15 protein-coding genes are annotated in these 20,187 nt (G+C 46.0%); 4 read left to right on the forward strand and 11 right to left on the reverse strand.

What is annotated here, in order from left to right:
• Positions 1-752: 752 nt before the first annotated feature.
• The 4 genes from HMPREF2955_RS06315 to ftsY form a co-directional block, all read right to left on the reverse strand.
• Positions 753-2,657, reverse strand: a complete 1,905-nt coding sequence (locus HMPREF2955_RS06315; RefSeq protein WP_246830083.1) for an HU family DNA-binding protein — start codon at positions 2,655-2,657, stop codon at positions 753-755.
• On the reverse strand, positions 2,650-2,940 hold the full coding sequence (locus HMPREF2955_RS06320) for an HU family DNA-binding protein (protein WP_009229377.1): 291 nt from the start codon (positions 2,938-2,940) through the stop codon (positions 2,650-2,652). The genes HMPREF2955_RS06315 and HMPREF2955_RS06320 overlap by 8 nt, the downstream gene beginning before the upstream one ends.
• Positions 2,937-4,232 (reverse strand): 30S ribosomal protein S12 methylthiotransferase RimO, encoded by a 1,296-nt coding sequence (gene rimO / locus HMPREF2955_RS06325; protein ID WP_070721916.1) that lies wholly within the window; start codon positions 4,230-4,232, stop codon positions 2,937-2,939. Before rimO ends, HMPREF2955_RS06320 begins: the two co-directional genes overlap by 4 nt.
• Positions 4,233-4,486: 254 nt before the next feature.
• Entirely contained in the window at positions 4,487-5,440 is a 954-nt protein-coding gene (ftsY, locus tag HMPREF2955_RS06330; RefSeq protein ID WP_070721917.1) for a signal recognition particle-docking protein FtsY, read from the reverse strand.
• A 334-nt stretch (positions 5,441-5,774) separates the two neighbouring features.
• Between ftsY and HMPREF2955_RS06335 the strand changes: the two genes are divergently transcribed.
• On the forward strand, positions 5,775-6,599 hold the full coding sequence (locus tag HMPREF2955_RS06335) for a hypothetical protein (RefSeq protein WP_070721919.1): 825 nt from the start codon (positions 5,775-5,777) through the stop codon (positions 6,597-6,599).
• 165 nt (positions 6,600-6,764) lie between these two features.
• Entirely contained in the window at positions 6,765-7,535 is a 771-nt protein-coding gene (locus HMPREF2955_RS06340) for a glycosyltransferase family 2 protein (protein WP_070721920.1), read from the forward strand.
• A gap of 218 nt (positions 7,536-7,753) precedes the next feature.
• Here the strand turns inward: HMPREF2955_RS06340 and HMPREF2955_RS06345 are convergent, their stop codons facing one another.
• From HMPREF2955_RS06345 to HMPREF2955_RS06370, 6 genes are read right to left on the reverse strand one after another with little or no spacing between them, the layout of a single operon-like run.
• Positions 7,754-8,542: a glycosyltransferase family 2 protein gene (locus tag HMPREF2955_RS06345; protein ID WP_009229372.1), complete on the reverse strand. Its 789-nt coding sequence runs from the start codon at positions 8,540-8,542 to the stop codon at positions 7,754-7,756.
• A gap of 18 nt (positions 8,543-8,560) precedes the next feature.
• Positions 8,561-9,499, reverse strand: a complete 939-nt coding sequence (locus HMPREF2955_RS06350) for a glycosyltransferase family 2 protein (RefSeq protein ID WP_009229371.1) — start codon at positions 9,497-9,499, stop codon at positions 8,561-8,563.
• 14 nt (positions 9,500-9,513) lie between these two features.
• Entirely contained in the window at positions 9,514-10,308 is a 795-nt protein-coding gene (locus HMPREF2955_RS06355) for an alpha-1,2-fucosyltransferase (protein ID WP_044077586.1), read from the reverse strand.
• On the reverse strand, positions 10,305-11,297 hold the full coding sequence (locus HMPREF2955_RS06360; RefSeq protein ID WP_070721922.1) for a lysophospholipid acyltransferase family protein: 993 nt from the start codon (positions 11,295-11,297) through the stop codon (positions 10,305-10,307). The genes HMPREF2955_RS06355 and HMPREF2955_RS06360 overlap by 4 nt, the downstream gene beginning before the upstream one ends.
• A 2-nt stretch (positions 11,298-11,299) precedes the next feature.
• Positions 11,300-13,282, reverse strand: coding sequence for an LTA synthase family protein (locus tag HMPREF2955_RS06365; RefSeq protein ID WP_070721923.1), 1,983 nt, complete (start codon positions 13,280-13,282; stop codon positions 11,300-11,302).
• Positions 13,283-13,315: 33 nt separating this feature from the next.
• Positions 13,316-15,157 (reverse strand): ABC transporter ATP-binding protein, encoded by a 1,842-nt coding sequence (locus HMPREF2955_RS06370; RefSeq protein WP_070721926.1) that lies wholly within the window; start codon positions 15,155-15,157, stop codon positions 13,316-13,318.
• A gap of 541 nt (positions 15,158-15,698) precedes the next feature.
• On the opposite strand from HMPREF2955_RS06370, the gene HMPREF2955_RS06380 reads away from it, so the two are divergent.
• Positions 15,699-16,463 carry a gliding motility protein GldB-related protein gene (locus HMPREF2955_RS06380; protein WP_070721931.1) on the forward strand — a complete coding sequence of 255 codons (765 nt, stop codon included), beginning with the start codon at positions 15,699-15,701 and terminating at the stop codon, positions 16,461-16,463.
• Here HMPREF2955_RS06380 and HMPREF2955_RS06385 read toward each other — a convergent pair.
• Positions 16,442-17,353 carry a tRNA modification radical SAM protein MnmL/YtqA gene (locus HMPREF2955_RS06385; RefSeq protein WP_070721993.1) on the reverse strand — a complete coding sequence of 304 codons (912 nt, stop codon included), beginning with the start codon at positions 17,351-17,353 and terminating at the stop codon, positions 16,442-16,444. The two genes, HMPREF2955_RS06380 and HMPREF2955_RS06385, sit on opposite strands and share 22 nt — an antisense overlap.
• Positions 17,354-17,461: 108 nt before the next feature.
• Between HMPREF2955_RS06385 and HMPREF2955_RS06390 the strand changes: the two genes are divergently transcribed.
• The gene (locus tag HMPREF2955_RS06390) at positions 17,462-19,666 is read left to right on the forward strand and encodes a S9 family peptidase (protein ID WP_070721933.1); all 2,205 of its coding nucleotides are present in this window, start codon (positions 17,462-17,464) and stop codon (positions 19,664-19,666) included.
• Positions 19,667-20,187 lie beyond the last annotated feature (521 nt).

A 20,187-nucleotide genomic window follows, 5' to 3' on the forward strand; every position in this document is an offset into this window, starting at 1 on the left:
GCTAAACGCAGTGCGTTTTGGTGCTAAATGCAAGTCGTTTTGGTGCTAAATGCAATGCAAAATGCCGCTAACTGCGAGACAAAAAGCATAAAAATACACATCAAATGATAGACAAAACCTTCTAGAACCATTAAAAACAGGACTCAAAAGGGGCAAAACAGCCATTAAAAAGTGGGATTTTAGGGGCGAAAAGCGGGTAATTGGACTTGAAAATTTCGAGTTGCCGACCAAACTAGAAAGGTAAAGTGGTGCTAAACGCATGCAACATCTCCAAAATTTGACAAAAACAAAAACGTGTAAGGCTGCAATTTGCAGCAAATTGCTTGATTAGATACCCTTATTTTCGCTAGAAGGGGGTGGCGAAGAGAACGTGTTTTGTAAAATATTTTGTAAGTTTTTAAGTTTTTAAGTTGGTGGGTTTGTGAGTTTGTGAGGTGATGGGTTTGGGAGGTTATGAGGTTATGAGGTTAAGAGTTTGTGAGCTGACGAGGTTGTGATTGTTCAGTTGGTGAGTTCGTAAGGTTGTGAGTTGATAAGTTGATAAGTTGGTGAGTTGGTGAGTTGGTGAGTTGGTGAGTTCGTAGGGTTGTGAGCTGATGAGGTTGTGAGCTGATGAGGTTGTGAGTTTATGAGTTAAAGCGTTAATGAGTATGGGTATTAACTTGGTGAGTCGACAAACTGGTGCGTTTTTTGAAGCATTAGAAATGATTTAGGGGACGCAAGCCCTACTGCCTACGTCCCCTAAAACGGCCTTAATTCTTAGATGTAGCCTTTGGTTTCTTCAATTCAAGCTTAGGAATTTTTATCTTCTGGCCCTCTTTCAGTTCCTTCACATTTCCGTTAACGGCCTCAATGTAGCACTCCATACCAGGCCCTAACATGCTTTTGCTTAACGAATAAAGCGTTTGACCTTTGGTAACCGTTACCACATGGGCAATGCCCACAATCTTATAAGCACCCGTTCTCACACGAGCGTCTTTCTCGTATTGTTTGTAGTTTTGGCTTTCGTCTGTGTTGGCCTTAGCCTTTTCTTGCTTTGGTGCAGGTTTATCCGCCGTTTTTTCGGCAGGTTTCTTATTCTCGGCAGTTGTTGCAGCGGCCTTCTTATCGTCTGCTTTCTCCGCCTTTTTCTCAGCATTTTGTGCTATCTTCGCCTCGCTAGCTGCCAAATCGGCTTTGGTTTGGGCATCTATTAGCCTGTTTATCGAGTCTTCGCGTGCCGAATCGGTAGGTGAAAGCGGCTGTTCGGATGCCTTTGAATCAGAAGGTTTAGAGGTATTCAATAGCGTTTCGAGGTGCGATATGCGGTTGTCTTTCAGCTGCATTTGGTTCAATAGGTACCAAGCCACACCGCCAACAACTACAATAATGCCAACAACACAGGCCACAATAAACCTTCTGCGCTTTCTTCTGCGTTCCTCTTCTTCCCATTCGTCCTCTTCGTATTCACACGAGTTTTCATCTGTTTCGTCGTCTTCGTCAGAGTCCTCTTCATCAGATTGAAGTTCGGTTTCCACATCCGAGTTGTCGGCGTTGTTGTTTTCCGCGTCTTCTGATGTTGGTTCATCTTCTGTTTCAGCGTTCTCATCAACAAGCGTTTGGCTTTCAACAACAGACACCGCACAAGCCGCTTGTACAGGTTCGCACTCGCTATCGTCGTGGGTATCGGTTGCTACAATGTCCTTGTCGGCATCAACCGTATCTTTTTCTTTCGCGGGTTCGTCTTCCACGTCATCGTATGTTTCCTCCGCATCGCTTACCTCTGCGCTTTCTACAACATCCATTTCGGGAGCTTCAGGCGTTTCGTCAGCCTGCTCAGAAAGCACCTCAACCGATTGGGTTTGTGGCAGTGTTTCTTCCGTTTCCGCATCAGAAAGGAAGTCGGGCACGTCTGTTTTGGTTTCAATGGCAGTTTCCTCCACCGCTAATTCAGCATGCTGAACAACACTTTGTTCAGGTTCGTCCTGCTTTTCGCCACCGTTAAGTAAGCGCAACTGGTCGGCAGTGAGGGTAAGTTGGCTTATTGCATTCACTGCGTTTTCGGCCGTAGCAGTTGGCAGTTGGTCGCCATTAAGTGCCGAAAGCTGTTGCATCGTAAGTACATGGCTCCTTTCGGGAGCTTTGACAACCGGCACTTCCGTTTCGTTAACCACTTCCGTGGGTGTGCTAGCCAATGCGTCGGCAGCTTGGTTCACTGCTACTTCAATCTTAGAAGGCGGCAAAGTAGAGGTGGGTGTCGCCTCCGCACCGTCCGAACTGTCGTTCAAGGGCGCGAGTTCTGCGTCTGATGTCGTCTCCGTCCAGTCCATTCGTTCCAACTCTTTCAAGTCAACACCATCGTTTATAACCACCGTATCGAATTGTGCAAAGGGCTTGTTCACCAAATCTTTCATGGTGCTGTCGGGCGTAAATGATATTTTGTCGCGCCCATCAATGATTATCGGCTCGCCCGTGTTAACGTCAACGCTCTTACGCGCGCTAACGCTCATCACCTTAAACGTGCCAAGCCCTTTTAGCTTAACCTGCTTATCATCGTTCAATCCCACGTTAAGCGTATCGAACATTGTTGCCACAAAGTTCTCGGCCTCTTTCAAAGAAAGCTTGTTTTTGTTGACAAGAGCCATTGCCAACTCGCGGATACCAACTCTGTTATTCATCTTCACCTCCATTTTTGAGACGTTCCTTAATGGAAGCCGTGGGCCTAAAATTCAACACGAGTTTAGGTGGAACTAGCATGCGCTGCTGGGTGGCCGGGTTGACCACCACGCGTTCGAGTCGTTTTTTCACTTCGAATGTGCCGAATCCAGGTATCGAAACGACGTCGCCCTCGTCGAAACGTACAGCCATTTCGTCGATGACGTTGCGCACTAAGGTTTGGGTTACGTTCTGCGTATAGCCCGTTTGTTGCGCTAGTTCGGTTATAAACTCTTTGTTGTTCATTCTATTTCACCATATAAGTCAAATTCTTCACTGTCGGTGATGCGCACGTTATAGAAACTTCCAACGCGCAATTTCACCGTTGCTGGGATAAGCACTTCGGGGTCTACCTCTGGCGAAGACCATTCCGTTCTCCCTATATAGTAGTCGCCTTCCTTTCTGTCGATAATTACTCGGAGCGTTTTACCCACCTTTTGGGCCTCTACCTCCGCACTGATGTCCTGTTGCAGGGCCATCAGTTGGTCCAGTCGGCGTTGTTTCACTTCGTCTGGTATGTCGTCTTCGTAATGTTTTGCGCTATAAGTACCTTCTTCTTCCGAGTAGGCAAAGGCGCCCATGCGTTCGAAACGCGCCCATTTCACGAAGTCGAGCAACTCGTTAAAGTCGTCTTCCGTTTCTCCCGGAAATCCCACCATCAACGTTGTGCGTAGGTGAATGCCGGGTATTTCTTCGCGAATGCGCTTTATCAGTTCCATCGTTTGCGCCTTGGTTACATGCCGGTGCATGCGTGTAAGCATGTTGTCGGATATGTGTTGCAGGGCGATGTCGATGTATTTGCACACGTTTGGCTTGTTCTTGATGACTTGGAGCAGGCTGTGGGGGAACTGATTGGGGTAGGCATAGTGCAGCCTAATCCACTCCACGCCCTCGATGTCGGCCATTTCGCTAATCAAATCGGTTATCTGGCGTTGCCCATCAAGGTCTACACCGTAATAGGTAAGCTCTTGGGCAATGATTTGAAACTCTTTTACGCCCTGCGAAACCAAGCTGCGCACCTCTTCAAGAATTTCTTCTTTGGGGCGGCTTACGTGCTTGCCCGTGATAAGCGGTATGGCACAATAGGCACAACTGCGGTCGCAACCTTCGCTAATTTTGAGGTAGGCATAATGGCGGGGCGTGGTAATGCTGCGCGTTCCGTTGCACGATGCGATGACACCCTTTCCTAAATCTTTAAGCAAGTTTTTGTAATTGAACTTGCCGTAGAACTTATCCACCTGCGGTATTTCCTGTTCCAACTCCTTTTGGTAGCGTTGCGACAGGCAACCCATCACGTAAAGCTGCTTTAAACGCCCTTCTTCTTTGGCTTGTGCAAACTCTAAGATGGTGTTGATGCTCTCTTCTTTTGCACTTTCTATGAAACCACATGTGTTGATAACAACTATTTCTCCATTCGGTTTTTTGCTGTCGTGCACGCAGTGGTATCCGTTCGCTTCAAATTGCTTCATCAGCAATTCACTATCAACGAGGTTCTTTGAACACCCCATTGTGATGATGTCAACCTGATTTTTTTTCATTCTAATGTTTGAGTACTTATTGAGATGTCGCCTTGTCCGCACGAACAACGTGGGGAACGAAGAGGCACGACACGAATGCAGTGGTGCTCTGGCAAGGCGAATGGGGATGTTAGCCCCGTTTATTCATTGTAAGTTGATGAGTTTGTAAGTTCACTAGTTTAATGTTTCACCATCATGTCCTCAATTAAAAGTCGACGTTCTTGAAGGTTGAAGTACTCAACTAGTTCACTATATTACAAACTCAGCAACCTTTGTTATTCATTGAAAAGCGAATCTACGAAATGCTGGCGGTTGAAGAGTTGCAGGTCTTCCATGCCCTCGCCTAGGCCAATGTACTTTACAGGAACTTTTAATTGGTCGCTGATACCGATCACCACACCACCCTTAGCCGTGCCGTCGAGTTTGGTAATGGCCAGTGCGGTGATATTGGTAACGGCCGAAAACTGCTTGGCTTGCTCGAAAGCGTTCTGCCCGGTTGAGCCATCTAGCACCAACAGCACTTCGTTGGGAGCGTCGGGCAGCACCTTTTTCATCACTTCCTTTATCTTTTTCAACTCGTTCATCAGTCCCACCTTATTGTGTAGTCGGCCTGCCGTGTCGATGATAACTACGTCGGCACCGTTGGCTTTGGCCGAACTGAGGGTATCGAACGCCACCGATGCGGGGTCGGAGCCCATCTGCTGTTTCACAACGGGCACGCCAACGCGTTCGCCCCAGATGCAAATCTGCTCTACGGCAGCAGCCCTGAAAGTGTCGGCGGCACCAAGGTAAACCTTCTTGCCTGCTTGTTTAAACTGATGGGCCAGCTTACCTATGGTGGTTGTTTTTCCCACTCCATTAACGCCCACCACGAGTATCACGTATGGGTTACCCGTATCGGGGAGTTCCCAACTGTCGTTGTCTTGCGTGTTATTCTCGGAAAGCAGTGCGGTAATCTCTTCTTTCAGGATGTTGTTCAGTTCGCTTGTCGACACATACTTGTCGCGAGCCACCCGCGTTTCAATTCTCTCAATGATTTTCAACGTAGTGTCTACGCCCACGTCGGATGTGATTAGGATTTCCTCCAAGTCGTCGAGAACCTCGTCGTCAACCTTTGACTTTCCGGCTATCGCACGCGTTAACTTGCTAAAAACGCTTTGCTTGGTCTTTTCCAAACCTTTGTCTAGCGTTTCTTTCTTGCTTTTGTTGAAAAACCCGAATATACCCATTTCGTTTCTTTTTGCTGCAAAGATACTTATTTTTATTTAGAAAACCTACACAAGTGCACGTTTAGTGGGCTATTGTTTGTACGTTGGCATCAACCGAAAGCGAGGCTGGCTTGGCGCAAGTACGTGGAATGTGCATTTTGATACAACTATAATGGGGGTGTGATTAATATTTTTGTTGCAAAAGTTTGTAGATTTAATGAAAGTATATAATTTTGCAGCAATACAACACACAAAAGGTTGAAAACTGACTATCGGGGTGTCTTTGTACAGACGGCACATTTATGCGAAACCCCTTTCAATAAGCAATCATCGCGAGAAAGATAATTAATCATATATGAAACAAGAAAAAAAAGCTTTGACTCTTAAAACACTTAGCAAAAGCAACGTGTGGAGCATACAAGAGAATGACGTGTTCAGAATGTGGGAAGCAGCTGAAAAAGACGCTGACCTAAAAGATAACGCACGGCATTATATGGACGTTGTGAAAAGCGCGTTTGAAGCAGAAGAGATAAAGATAGACCGACCTGAAATCATAAAGAAGTATGAGGACCGCGGATTTAAGGTGGGAGCGATAAGGCTGGAAGAAGGACAAAAGACGAAACTGGCCATTAAGAAACGCCCCATCATGCGTGTTACCGACCTTACTTACGAAAACATACGCCACATTTCGGCAGCAAAACTCATCGAAGTGCTTGACAGAAACTTTGGCGGAGGCTGGGATTCGCTGTCACAAAGCGTGAAAGACATCATCGAAAGCGGCTTTGAGGTGAGCACGACCGTATTGCCTAAGGACCGCTTGCACAAGAAAGGCGGCATGTTCGATAAGAAGACCGAAGACGGATTTGAAGCACTTGAAATAGAGAAAGGAACGTGGGTGGAGGCCATTTTCGTTAAGGAAAAACCAGAAATGGAAAGGGTTACATCCCGACACGACGGCAACTTTGCAGACGAGAAAGACCTTAGCAGTCGTGACGAAGACAATGAGGACGAAGACGAAGTAAACGACTCGGAAAGCCAATATAAGGACGACGAGGATGAGGACGATTCGTTCGACGAGGACATCCTCACCGAAGAAAGCTACCGAACAACGTTCGAAGAAGACAACGACGAACTGGGCATGGAGGCCGAAAACATCGGTGACGAGGACGACAATTACTAAGGCCATAAATACCACATCCCACCTTCGAAAGGCAAACTCCCCTTAAACGGAATGCCGCCAAAAAGCTCCGTTTAAGGGGAATTCTGTAGACAGGAGCGTCATCTGAATCGGGATAAATACGTATACGCTTGTTGTTTGTAGACAATAATCAATTACATTTGCAACATGAATGATGAAAAGAAAATATCTGTTGTTATAAATACTTACAACGCCGAACGCCATTTGATGCAAGTGATAAATGCAGCCAGTGGTTTTGACGAGATTGTGGTTTGCGACATGGAAAGTACAGACAACACCTTGGACATAGCGAAAAGCATGGGCTGCCGAGTTGTTACTTTTGAAAAGAAAGACCATAACATCGTTGAGCCCGCACGCCAGTTCGCCATTGAACAGGCTTCATTTCCATGGGTCTTGGTGCTGGATGCAGATGAAATCGTTAGTGAAGAGCTACGAACTTACCTGTACAACCACATCTCTCAGCCGGCATGCGCAGAGGGAGTGGCCATTCCGCGCAAGAATTATTTCATGGGGAAGTTCATGCATGCTTGTTATCCCGACTATATTTTGCGTTTCTTTAAAAAAGAAGTGACAACCTGGCCCGCCATCATACACGCCTCGCCCATAGTAGAAGGCCGAGTAATTCGCTTACCTAGAAACCGTAAAGACTTGGCTTTCGAGCATCTGGCTAACGACTCTATCTCAACATTGAACAACAAGAACAATGTGTATTCGGACAATGAAATCTCAAAACGGCTCCACAAACACTATGGTGTTGGTGCACTGTTAGGTCGTCCATTCTTCCGTTTCTTCCGTTCGTACATTCTCAAAGGAGGCTTTAGGGATGGCGTCCCTGGGTTTATTCATGCCGTATGGGAAGGCATCTATCAGTTCACTATTGTAGCGAAGATGATTGAATTTAGGAGGCAAGCCAAATAGAAGTTGGGTAGATTAAACATTATTGATGCACAGAAAGAGTTGGGCATCGTGCCACGCCCGTTCCTTTTAACCGACACTTCATCTTCCTTTATAAAATGGTACGGCCTTTCTTCAAGGCTGTTACAAAAGAATTGCAAGGCCCTTCGGGATTAGACACACAGCAGGACGAGCCATGTAATGTGACAGACTTGCTTTGTTAAGCTACCCATGAACGCAAGTTAAAGATGCTTGTTTAATCCATTTTCGCACCAAGCAAGATGATTGCGTTTAACTTTTTCCAGTTCGTCTAAATGGCGTTGCTCGTTACTTTTTGATGCTTCTTTATGATAAAGATGATACACATTTCCACCCATTTTGAGTGCCTTCTTTTTTACTCCGGCGAAATGTAAACGGTAGGCAAGTTCGCCGTCTTCGTGTCCCCATTGCGCCAGGTCTTCGTTATAACCGTTTACTTTGATAAGGTCGTTTTTCCAAAACGCCATGTTGCATCCCCGGAGGTGGTCTATTTTGCGGGCATAACGCTCAGCCAACAGGTGGCGAAACAGCCGTGAACGAAAACTGTTGAGTAGAAACGTGAGGGGCAGGCTGCTGTATTTGAGTTTGAATTGAGACGTAGCTAGTATTTCTTGGGTGTTTTGGGGCGTAAGCTTTACCCTACTTCCGCATACAAAATAGTTCTTTTCCGCCAATTCGAGATGATCAGACACAAAGTGAGGAGACAGAATAACATCCCCATCTACTTGCAGAATATAGTCACCTGATGCACGGGCTATTGCCTTGTTCATGATGGTGGTTCGCCTAAACCCTTTGTCTTCATGCCATACATGCTCAATGGGTACATTGCTTTTGGCCTGCATTTCTTCAACAAGCCGCCGTGTTTCGCCTGTAGAACCGTCGTCAGCTATAACGATTTCGTCTGGCAGTACGGTTTGTTTCAGTATGCTTCCCAAACAAATTTGCAAGGCTTGAGGCCAATTGTAGGTAGAAACGATGATCGAAGTTTTCATATATAACCGAGTTTTAAATTATGAATGATATAGAAAAGGAATTACTTGATGGATTGATTTGATGATACGTTCGAGTACATAATCAGAACGTTTTACACCTAATGCTTTCGCTCTTTGCATTGGCTCTTTGCGATTTTGGACATCGGGAAACATTCGTTTAATTTTTTTGTAGAAAGCTCCGCGCGCCAAACTTAAACGATAGGAGCCAATAAAAGGTAGAGCCCAAAGGCGATGGGCGATGATAAGCTGTTCTTCAAAAACACCTTTGGTTTTCTCAGAACGTGCAGTTACACTATCGTTATGCATTCTAAAGCGATTCAACTTCTTACGAACTTCTACGACATCCCCACGCAATGCCATCTCAATCCAGAACAACCAATCGGCGCAATAACGCAAGCCGGCGTATCGTTTGTCAATTTGCAGGTACAGGTCTCTACGAAACAGGACACCGGCAGCATTGTAAACAGAACATCGCCACATTAACAATTTGCGCAGATAGCTTTTTGAAGGATAAAAGCGAACTGAACCATCCTCGTGCTTGTGCCAATAATCAAACTCTCTTCCAGTGGGCTTTCCATTCTCATCTACCAAGACAGCACCGGCAAAGGCAATGGCGGCCGTAGGATATTGATCGAGTGCCCTGACCAGTGTTGCCAATAAAGTAGGCTCGCAATAATCGTCGCTTTCTGCTATCCAAACATACTCGCCTTGGGCCAAGTCAATACCTTTCCGCCATTGTGCAAAGGGGCTTCCACTATTTTTTTCATTGAAAACGATGCGACTGACCAATGGATGTGTGGCATATTGAGATAAAACAGCTTGGCTATTGTCGGTGGAACAATCATCGAGCAGAATGACTTCCATATTTTGAAAGGTTTGGGAGAGAATGCTCTCCAGGCGTTGCGGAAGAAAACGGCCATAGTTGTAGTTGGGCACAATAACGGATACCTTGGGCATAATGGGTGAGCGATTTAGACTGTGGTAAATACGTCGTCGAAGTAGACAAATGACTGCGCGGTGAGCGGTACGTCTTTATCCATAATCCAGTAAAGCGGCACGCGGCGATAAAAAGACGCCCAAAGCGAGAAAGTGCTTTTAACGCCGATGAGGTAATCGCATGATGCCAAGAGTTGCAAGTCTTCGATTGCACTGCCTTCTGAAAGGAAAGTGGTGGGGTGAACAGCGGTAAAGCCATCGATATTGAGCGCGTTATCGTTAGTGCAAATGTAAATATTGATGGTTTCATTGGGATGCAATGCGATGAAATCTTTTATGATGCGATGATATACTTCATCACTGAAGAAGTATTTTCCGCCCTGCCAACGAATGTAGTCTCCGCGCCGGATGTGTAGTCCTAAGTTAATGTCTGCCTGCGGATGGGTGTTCATCCAGCAGTTCACTTTTGCTTGAATAGTTGGTTTTATTTCAAAAATGCGAGCAATATCATCCCTATATTTGAGAAACAAGTCTGGATAACGTAGGTGCCAGGCTGCACTCGCTATAATCCAGGGCTTGCATAACTGCTGGTCTTGGATAATGTTCGACCCATCTTTAATGCAGGTGATAACGCGGAAAGTAATGAGTAGTTTGCCGAGAATATAGGTAAGTGGGTTGTGATACCACTTTTTGCAAATTTCAAAAAAGCGGTATTTATAAGAGAAACGCAACGAAACGACGGTTACTTTATGCTCTTTTCCGAAGGCGTAAAGATGTGCATATTGCAGAATATTATTGCACATCTGCCCATATCCTTTGACAAATATCATATTCCTTGTTGATTTTGTTGTATCAGTTTTCGACGTTTAATGTCTTCAATGTCACCAAGATCTACCCTGCCTGTGGCTTCGTCATATCGTAGGTTAAACTCCTCCCGTGTTCTTTTCCAACGGTTATGGCTCCAAAGATAAAGGGCCGGATCTCGGCGAATGGTGTGTTGCAGCTTTTCAAAATAGGTGTCAGTCAGTTCAAAGTATGCTCTCCCTTTGGGTTGGTCGGTTATCAATTGCATGTCGCAGCGATAATATCCACGCTTAGTTCGTGACACGTCACAATAGAAAACCACCTGATTGGTTGCCTTCATAACCTTTTCCGTTCCCGTCAATACAGGTGTATCATGATTAAGGAAATCAAACCAGTGATGGATATTGTTCCAAAACGGCACTTGGTCTGATATGTAACCCATCACGATGGGTTGTTTCTGTTGTTGGTAAGCCACTACACGTCGCAAGGTTTCTGCCATGGCAATACAACGTGCACCTTGCTTTTCCCTCACCTTCTTAAAAAGGCTGTCGAAACGTTTGTTTTCTAAAGGATGATAAATTTGCGTACACAGACCCTTGTCGCTTATCCAATAAGGTAGCGAAGTTATCCACTCCCACTGGCCATAATGGCCTAAATACACACCGCACGAACGTCCCTGGTCCACATAGTGGTCAATAACATCAGTCCCCGTAAACACGAGATGTTCCATCAACTGCCGCTTACTCATGGTCATCAGCTTAATCGTTTCCACCAAGTAGTCGCAAAACCAATGATAAAAGCCCTTCTCTATCGACCGAAGCTCAACATCCGACTTCTCAGGAAAAGAGCTCTCGATGTTCTGCCGAATAACGCGGCGTCGATATTTCACCACATAATATGTAACAAGGTACAAGAAGTCGGATATTACGTACAGCACGCAGAAAGGCAAGAGAGAAAAGACGAACCAAGCTGCATACAATAGATAGTAAGCAATGAAACTGATAACATTCTTCATTCTCAAGGCATCAATTTGTCGTTAACCATCCTATACATGTATTGCTGGATGATAGCCTTAACCTCACGCTCCATCTGCGCTTGCTGTTTCACCTTCCCTTTAAGATTATGTTTCATCAAGAGGTCGTCCAGTGCATATACAGCCTTGGTTTGCTTACCATCGAATTGCAACACATATCCATACTTCACATATTGATAAATACCGTTAAGGTAGTTTACTGCATACGTTTCCTCCATCGGTGTTGTCATCAAGTCGCACCCGAAAGAAAGGAAGGGCTTACTATACTCCAAAATACTGAGCACAGTGGGTAATATGTCTATCTGCTGAGCGATACCGTCGCGCATGCCTGGTTCTATTTCGCCGCTGGGATCATAGATAATGATAGGCGAGCAAAATCCACCTATATCCGTTTGATATTGAGCATGGTCGCTCAGGTTGGTGTGGTCGCTTGTCAGTACAAAAATAGTGTTCTTGAACCAAGGTTGTTTGCGTGCGCTCTCGAAGAACTTACCTATGGCCATGTCGGTGTACCTGATGCACTTGTGCATAATCAGTCCTTCTTCAGGGTATACGTCCTTATACTTTTCAGGAATGACGTAAGGCGTATGCGAAGAAACGGTGAATACTGTCGTCATGAAAGGCTGTTTCATCTCGCTCATCTTTGTGCAATAGTATTGTAAAAATGGTTCATCCCAAATTCCCCAATGCCCGTCAAAGTCGGCATCACCGCCAAAACGCGGGTCGGCTGCATAGTCTTCGCGTCCATAATACTCCTTAAACCCTGTTTTCTTTGCAAAAGCCAAGAAACCCATACTGCCTCGATTGGCCCCATGGAAAAAGGCCGTGTTGTATCCTTCGTTACTTAAGATGCCAGCCAAACCGGTGTAAGTGTTCATGGATTGTGGAGAAAGTACGAACGGTTCGACAAACATTGGAATTCCACAGAGCACAGAAGGCATGCCGTCTATACTCTTGCGTCCATTGCAATAAGAATACTTGTAGGTAACACTTTGTTCTATAAGTTTATCCACATTGGGGGTGTAGCCTTTATAATTACCGTCTTCCAGCTCTTTGTTCAGTGCACCTATGTATTCTCTGCCGAAGCTTTCTACAATCAATATCACCACATTCTTAGCATCAAGCGCAGATAAAGCTGAGGGCCTATGCCTGTTATGAATGGGTGTAAACACCTTTTCCAATTCTTCTTGCGACTTGAAATATTCGGGAACAGTGAATACACTCTTACCAATGGTGCGAATAAGAGCAAATGGCGTGTTCAGCACTAGTGCACATTCGGTGGGGCGTTCAACGTATTCATTGGCATTGCTGATGGTTATCGGTCTAATGGCTGAGTCTAAACCACCCCGACAGGCTGCAACGCCAAAGGGGGTGACGGCAGCCAACAGTAATAGCTGTATTCCGCTATAAGCCACGCGTTGCTTTACCGAAACATATTGTCCCGCCCTAACCTTAGGCGTAACGTATAGCTTGCACAGCAGAAATATCAACAATGCAGCCAACAACACCAAGTACCAGTGTTCTAAAAGCTCGCCCCAGAACACATCGCCTAGGTTGTTTTCGTTCTTAAACTCGCTGAAAACGCTTGTCGTGGTTCGCCGAAGGGTATAAGGGAAGTAAACGGAATCACCCAAGTTGATTACCAACGTGAGTGAGTTAACCACAACGAACAACCACTTACATACCTTATGATACAACGGCGTTTCTTTCATCCACAACGGGAAAAGCATCATCACCACATAAAGGGAGTTGGTGTAGAATATTGCCGAGCGGTCGAACATGTAGCCGCCATAAAACAATCGCCAAAGACGAGCGGGCGACAGGACGGCACAAAAGTAATTGTAGTTCTCAAACAAAAATTCTATTCGAGCCACGATATACAAGCCAAAAGCCCAAAGCAGGTTGGCAAGCAACGCCACGAATGGCGCCAACGGACTTTGCATAATGTCCAGACGATTTCTTTTCATGTTGTACTCCTTATTATTATAATAGCTGTGGTTTCAGAGCGACTGCATGTCGTTCAACTTACGATAATAGCCATCAATGGCCAACAGTTCTTCATGTGTTCCACGTTCAACGATGTGCCCTTCGTGTATCACACATATCTCGTCGGCATTCTTAATGGTCGACAGGCGGTGGGCAATGGCCACCGTGGTGCGTGTTTTCATCAGTCTTTCAAGGGCGTCTTGCACTAGTCGTTCGCTCTCAGTGTCCAAAGCACTAGTTGCCTCGTCCAATATAAGTATGGGTGGATTTTTAAGCACTGCACGAGCGATGCTCACGCGTTGGCGTTGTCCGCCCGAAAGTCTACCGCCCCTATCGCCAATGTTTGTGTCAAAACCATGTTCCGTCTCCATGATGAAATCGTACGCATTGGCTATGCGTGCTGCCTCCTCCACATCGTGCATAGAGGCATTGTCTACGCCGAAAGTAATGTTGTTGTAAAACGAGTCGTTAAACAAGATGGCCTCTTGGTTCACGTTGCCAATAAGCTGGCGCAAGTCGTGCACGCCCAAGTCTTTCACATTGATGCCGTCGATAAGCACTTCGCCCTCTTGTACATCGTAGTAACGCGGAATCAAATCTACCAAAGTAGACTTGCCCGAACCGCTCTGCCCCACCAAAGCCACACTCTGTCCCTTGCGTATAGTTAGATTAATGTGGCGCAACACCCATTGTTCGCCGTACCTAAACGATACGTCCCTAAACTCTATTTGATGTTCAAAGCTGCTTATGTGCACAGGGTTTTCCTTCTCCTTAATGTCTATCTCGGCTTTCAAAATCTTGTCTATGCGTTCCATCGAGGCCAAGCCCTTGGGGATGTTATAGCCTGCACGCGAGAAATCTTTCAGCGGATTGATGATAGAATAAAGAATAACGAGGTAGTAAATAAATGTTGGGCCTTGCATCACCTGATTGTTCAGAACCAGCATTCCGCCAAACCACAGCACGATAACAATCATTACCGTACCCAAAAACTCGCTCATGGGGTGCGCCAATTGCTGGCGAATGTTCACCTTCATGATGTCGTTTCGGTAGGCGCTATTCACTTTGTCGAATCGCGCATTCATCTTATCTTCGGCACAGAATGCCTTGATAATGCGCAGTCCACCCAATGTTTCCTCCACTTGGCTCATCGTATCGCTCCACAACGCCTGTGCCTTAATGGAGTTTTGCTTAAGCCTGCGCCCCACATAACCCATGAACCAGCCGAACAAAGGCACGAAAATAAGGGTGAAAAGCGTTAGTTGCCACGACACAACAACCAGCGTGATGAAATAGGCTATGATAAGAACGGGATTCTTAAACAGCATGTCAAGCGACGACATGATGGAACCCTCAACCTCTTGAACGTCGCCACTCATTCGCGCAATGAGGTCGCCCTTTCGTTCTTCTGAAAAGAAACCCAACGAAAGCGATGTAATCTTGCGATACATTTGGTTGCGGATGTCGCGCACAACACCTGTCCGTATGGGTATGATGGCGGCCGACGACAAGAAGTAGGAAAGCGTTTTTAGCATAGTCATGAAAGCCAACAGTAAGCCCACAACAAGCAGGGTGGTTGTTGCTCCCCACTCCACTATCATTCGCTGTATGTAATAATTCAGGTTGTTTACGATAATGTCTACTAGCTGGCCAATGCTCTCCGCACTTCCCCAAGCCACGTACGGCACAGGTTTAGCGGCATCGCTTGTCTTAAAGAGTATGTTCAATATGGGTATCAGCGTTGCGAAAGAGAAGATGTTCAATATCGCAGACAAGACATTGAACACTATGGATAGGGCCAAATATTTCTTATACGGCGGCACAAAACGACGCAATACTCGTAAAAATTCTTTCATATATAGGGTGTTACACACCTGCGAGGGGTGCTGTATAATGACATAATGTGGTGCAAAGGTAATGCAAATTACGCGCTTTCGCAACTTCTTTACCCTTGTTTTTCATTATCCAGGCCATCTGTTCTGCACCAGGTGGGGTTTCTTAACAATTTTAAGTTCATCTGTTGGTGCGTACATCAGTTTAGTAGACAAGTTGACGAGTTGACAAGCTGATAGGCACAGCCATCTTTTCACCTTTTCACCCTTTCACCCTTTCACCTTTTCACCTTTTCAACCTTCCACCCTTTCACCTTTTCACCCTTTCACCCTTTCACCCTTTCACCTTTTCACCCTTTCATCTTTTAATCGAGCATTAACAGTTGGCATATTATCCATATTTATTAACACAAAAGCCCTAATCGAGTATTGAAACAAGAAAAATTTCATGTTTTTTAGCAATAAGTTTGGTTTATAAATAAAAAAATAGTAAATTCGCAACGAGAAATCAACAAAAGGTAACGACGTGAAGATACTGTCATTTATACTCATGTTATACTCTTTCATGTTTGTTGGCTGCGAAATAAAGATGTGGCACAGCATGAATGGCGATCATGGCGACTGCATTAAGGTGCAACGCTACGACCGCTTAGAGAGTCGTTACCTCTCAACAGGCGATTACTCGGCACTGCAACAAATGAACACAGACTATCCTACGGAAACACGTACGCTGATAGAAAAGGTTTTGCAGTTGGGAACTATCGAAGACTCCGAAATACATCATCGCTTTTTGCACTATTATCAAGACACCACCCTGCAAAGACTAATTACCGATGTAGAGGCCGAGTTTAACAACATCAACGACGTTAACGAACAATTCACCCATGCGTTCAGCAGGCTAAGCAAGTGGTTCCCTAACTTGCCACAACCAAAGATTTACTCGCAGATTAGTTCGTTCGACCAAAGCATCATCGTGGGAAACGGCACCATTGGTGTATCGCTTGATAAGTACATGGGCGAAGACTATTCGCTTTACAAGCGCTTTTACAGTCCCGAACAAACCAAGACCATGTACCGCGGTTACATCGTTCCAGACGCGCTGAGTTTCTATCTCCTAGCCCAATATTCGCTAGATAGAAACGACACACGCCCGCAAATAGACCGCGACTTGCACATGGCTAAGATATGGTGGGTGGTTAATAAAGCCACGTCTAAGCAAAGCTACCGCAACAAGTATGTTGACCAAGTAGACAAATACATGCGTGCCCACCCCAACATCACTTACGAAGAACTTATATCCACCGAAAATTATAAGGCCATGCTGCCTTGAACAACTTGCTCGTTTGCCATTTTGCGAACGAGCAAGTTGGTAAATTCGTAGTTCTTCAATCCCCATTTTGGCGCAAGAAGCAAGCCTTCGGGCGATTGACTAACGAACCTTTCCAACACAAGATCCTTGCGTAGTCGTTTAACATACTCGCAAATCACATCCAAATATTCTTCTACCGTATATAAGTGGAACGGCTGTTTCATGTATTCCCTAGCCAACAACGTTCCGCGTATTATCTGCATCTGGTGTATTTTCAAGATGTCGATGGGCAAGGCAGACATGATTGTGGCCTGCCTAATGCTTTCTTCCGCGTCTTCGCCAGGCAAGCCTAGGATAACGTGCGCCCCCGTCCTTATCCCGCATTCGTGTGTTCGCTCGATGGTTTCGCGACTACACTCAAATGTATGTCCACGCTTAACGCGTTCCAAAGTTTCGTTGTTGGCACTTTCAACGCCATACTCCACAATCAGAAACGTATGCTTGTTAAGCTCTTCCAAATAACGAAGTAGAGCGTCGGGCATGCAGTCGGGACGTGTGCCAATAACCAAGCCCACCACATCTTCTACCATCAAAGCCTCCTCGTACATGGCTTTAAGGCGGTCCATAGTGTCGTAAGTGCTGGTGTAAGCTTGAAAGTAAGCCAAGTATTTCATGCTGGGATACTTGCGCGCGAAAAACTTTTTGCCTGCCTCCAACTGCTGGCTAACCCCCTGCTGAGGTTCACAATAGGCAGGATTAAAGCTGCGATTGTTGCAATAGGTGCACCCCCCGAACCCCGTATGTCCATCTCTCGTAGGACAAGTAAAGCCCGCATTAACCGATAGTTTCTGCACCTTGAAGGGGAATTGGCGCCTCATCCAGTTCCCAAAATCATTATATGGTAGTTGCATTGTTCGTCTTTTTGTAGTGGTAGGCAACAACAATTGCTCGCCTTTGGTTTGCAAAAGTACGGATTTTTAATTATCTTTGTCCGCAATTACGACTAAAAACATTCAATCATGAAAAAAGTAATCATATCGTGCATGGCCTTCCTCCTGTCGCTGTCTAGCGGTTCGGCGGCTGGCACGCTAGACTTGAAAAAGATTACCGATGGTACGTTCTCGCCAGAGTACATCAGCGGCATTAAACCCATTGCAGGTACCGACCTCTACGCACAGATAAGCGACGACGGGCAACGCATCGTACGCTATTCGTTTAAGACAGGCAAACAGGTAGACGTTCTGTTCGACGTGAACGACACGCAAGGGCAAAAGGTGAAGTCGTTCGACAGCTACATCCTTTCGCCCGACGGTACGCGCATACTTATTTGCACCAACCCGAAAAAGATTTATAGGCGCACCTTCAAGGCCACCTATTATATATATACTGTGGCATCGCGCCGACTAGACAAACTATCCGACGGAGGGCCACAGCAAAATCCCACGTGGTCGCCCGACAGTAGGCAGGTGGCTTTCGTGCGCGACAACAACATTTTCTTGGTGAAACTGCTCTACGACAACGCCGAAAGCCAAGTTACCAAAGACGGAAAGCTAAACGAAGTGATTAACGGCGTGCCCGATTGGGTAAACGAGGAGGAATTCGGCATTAGCAGTTCGTTGGTGTTTAATACCGACGGAACCATGATTTGCTGGGTGCGCTATGATGAGAAAGACGTGAAAACCTTCTCGTTACAGATGTATCAAGGGCAATACCCTTCGCACAAGGAGAACCAAACTTATCCTTCTTTCTTTGCATACAAATATCCAAAGGCAGGCGAAGACAACGCCAAAGTGTCGGTATGGAGTTTCGACATCAAGTCGCGACAAACCAGAAAGCTCGACGTGCCATTGGATGCCGACGGCTATATACCACGAATTAAGACCACCAACAATGCCGACATGATACTTGTCTACACCATGAACCGCCACCAAGACGTGCTGAACGTATATACGGTGAACCCTCGCAGCACCGTTGCACAGCTGTTGGTAAGAGAAAAAGGAGACAAGTATGTGAAAGAAGAGGCCATCGCCAACATATCGGTTTACAACAATAGCTTTCTACTTCCTAGCGACCGAGACGGCTACATGCACCTCTACCTATACGACATGGGCGGGAAACAGATACGTAAGATAGGCGATGGAAACTACGACATCACCCAAGTTTACGGCTATGATGAGCAAACGGGCGACGTATTTTACCAAGCAGCCGTGCCCACCGCGCACGACAGGCAGGTGTTTGTGAACCACAAAAACGGAAAAACTGAGTGTTTAACAAAGCAAGAAGGCTGGAACAACGCCATCTTCTCGGGCGATTTGAAATATTTCATCAACACGTGGAGCAATGCCACCACGCCCTACACCTTCACGCTGTGCGACGCCCGCGGCAAAGTAATATCCACATTACTGGACAACAAGCAGCTCGTTGCAAAATACAAACAAGAAGGACTCTCCGAACCCGAATTCTTCTCGTTCACAACTGGCGATGGCGTAAAGCTAGACGGTTGGATGGTTAAGCCTGCCAATTTCTCCTCATCAAAGAAATACCCCGTCATCATGTTCCAATACAGCGGACCAGGCAGCCAACAGGTGGTTAACTCGTGGGGCATTGGTTCGATGGGGCAAGGCGCACTCTTCGACAGATACTTGGCCCAAGAAGGTTTTATCGTTGTTTGTGTGGATGGTCGTGGAACAGGAGGCAGAGGCTCGGCTTTCGAGAAGTCCACCTACCTGCAATTAGGCAAGCTAGAATCGCAAGACCAAGTGGCCACAGCCCGCTATCTCGCCTCACTACCCTATGTAGACGCCAACAACATCGGCATTTGGGGTTGGAGTTTCGGCGGTTTTAACACGCTTATGAGCATGAGTTCGGGCGACAACGTCTTCAAGGCAGGCGTTTCGGTGGCTCCCCCCACTTCATTCCGCTACTACGACACCATCTACACCGAGCGATACATGCGTACACCCAAAGAGAATGCCAAGGGATACGACGACAACGCCATGTCGCGCGCCCACAATCTGCATGGAGCTTTGCTCATTTGCCACGGCTTAGCAGACGACAATGTGCATCCGCAAAACACCTTCGAGTATGCAGAATCACTTGTCCAGGCCGACAAAGACTTCAAAGAATTGTATTATACCAACCGCAACCATAGCATCTATGGCGGCAACACGCGCAACCACTTGTTGCGCCAGATAACCAATTTCTTTAAAGAACAACTGAAATAACCTGGGTTCATCCACAAATAAAAGCCCCAAACCTTTCTATAAAGGAAAGGTTTGGGGCTTTTCCGTATATAACCGACCACACTATTACATAACACTAGCCACGCCATTACATAACATAACATTAATCATGCTTTTGCGTAACATTGGCCACACTATTGCATACAAGCACTTGGCTAGCGCGCCGTGTTTCGCCTTACTAACACAGACACAGGCAAACGTTTCTTAATTATTGCTGTCCGCTAAACTTCAATTCGGCTCGGTTTCTCTATCCGCAATGCCCATCCATAGGCGTTGCAGATTTCGTTTTCGAAAAGTAAGCCCCCTTTCAGATTATCATTCATCCCAAAAGCTCTTCCATGTAAGTGCTCTTTTACTGGCCACAAGGGTTAAATTCAACCCAGTCGCGCAATGGCGCTGAATATACGGTCATAAGATTGTAAAACATTTGTACCAAAATTTAACATTATGAGTGCCCTCGCCGTAAAAATTCCAGGCATCGGTCGGATTTTCACGCGTATTTT

Origin of the sequence: Prevotella sp. HMSC073D09 (assembly GCF_001814145.1) — a bacterium.
Taxonomy (GTDB): domain Bacteria; phylum Bacteroidota; class Bacteroidia; order Bacteroidales; family Bacteroidaceae; genus Prevotella; species Prevotella conceptionensis.

Bases quoted from the DNA above. Each gene is read 5' to 3' on its own strand.
- HMPREF2955_RS06315 (WP_246830083.1), bottom strand. From the start codon at position 2,657: ATGAATAACAGAGTTGGTATCCGCGAGTTGGCAATGGCTCTTGTCAAC.
- HMPREF2955_RS06320 (WP_009229377.1), bottom strand. From the start codon at position 2,940: ATGAACAACAAAGAGTTTATAACCGAACTAGCGCAACAAACGGGCTAT.
- rimO (WP_070721916.1), bottom strand. From the start codon at position 4,232: ATGAAAAAAAATCAGGTTGACATCATCACAATGGGGTGTTCAAAGAAC.
- ftsY (WP_070721917.1), bottom strand. From the start codon at position 5,440: ATGGGTATATTCGGGTTTTTCAACAAAAGCAAGAAAGAAACGCTAGAC.
- HMPREF2955_RS06335 (WP_070721919.1), top strand. From the start codon at position 5,775: ATGAAACAAGAAAAAAAAGCTTTGACTCTTAAAACACTTAGCAAAAGC.
- HMPREF2955_RS06340 (WP_070721920.1), top strand. From the start codon at position 6,765: ATGAATGATGAAAAGAAAATATCTGTTGTTATAAATACTTACAACGCC.
- HMPREF2955_RS06345 (WP_009229372.1), bottom strand. From the start codon at position 8,542: ATGAAAACTTCGATCATCGTTTCTACCTACAATTGGCCTCAAGCCTTG.
- HMPREF2955_RS06350 (WP_009229371.1), bottom strand. From the start codon at position 9,499: ATGCCCAAGGTATCCGTTATTGTGCCCAACTACAACTATGGCCGTTTT.
- HMPREF2955_RS06355 (WP_044077586.1), bottom strand. From the start codon at position 10,308: ATGATATTTGTCAAAGGATATGGGCAGATGTGCAATAATATTCTGCAA.
- HMPREF2955_RS06360 (WP_070721922.1), bottom strand. From the start codon at position 11,297: ATGAAGAATGTTATCAGTTTCATTGCTTACTATCTATTGTATGCAGCT.
- HMPREF2955_RS06365 (WP_070721923.1), bottom strand. From the start codon at position 13,282: ATGAAAAGAAATCGTCTGGACATTATGCAAAGTCCGTTGGCGCCATTC.
- HMPREF2955_RS06370 (WP_070721926.1), bottom strand. From the start codon at position 15,157: ATGAAAGAATTTTTACGAGTATTGCGTCGTTTTGTGCCGCCGTATAAG.
- HMPREF2955_RS06380 (WP_070721931.1), top strand. From the start codon at position 15,699: ATGTTTGTTGGCTGCGAAATAAAGATGTGGCACAGCATGAATGGCGAT.
- HMPREF2955_RS06385 (WP_070721993.1), bottom strand. From the start codon at position 17,353: ATGCAACTACCATATAATGATTTTGGGAACTGGATGAGGCGCCAATTC.
- HMPREF2955_RS06390 (WP_070721933.1), top strand. From the start codon at position 17,462: ATGAAAAAAGTAATCATATCGTGCATGGCCTTCCTCCTGTCGCTGTCT.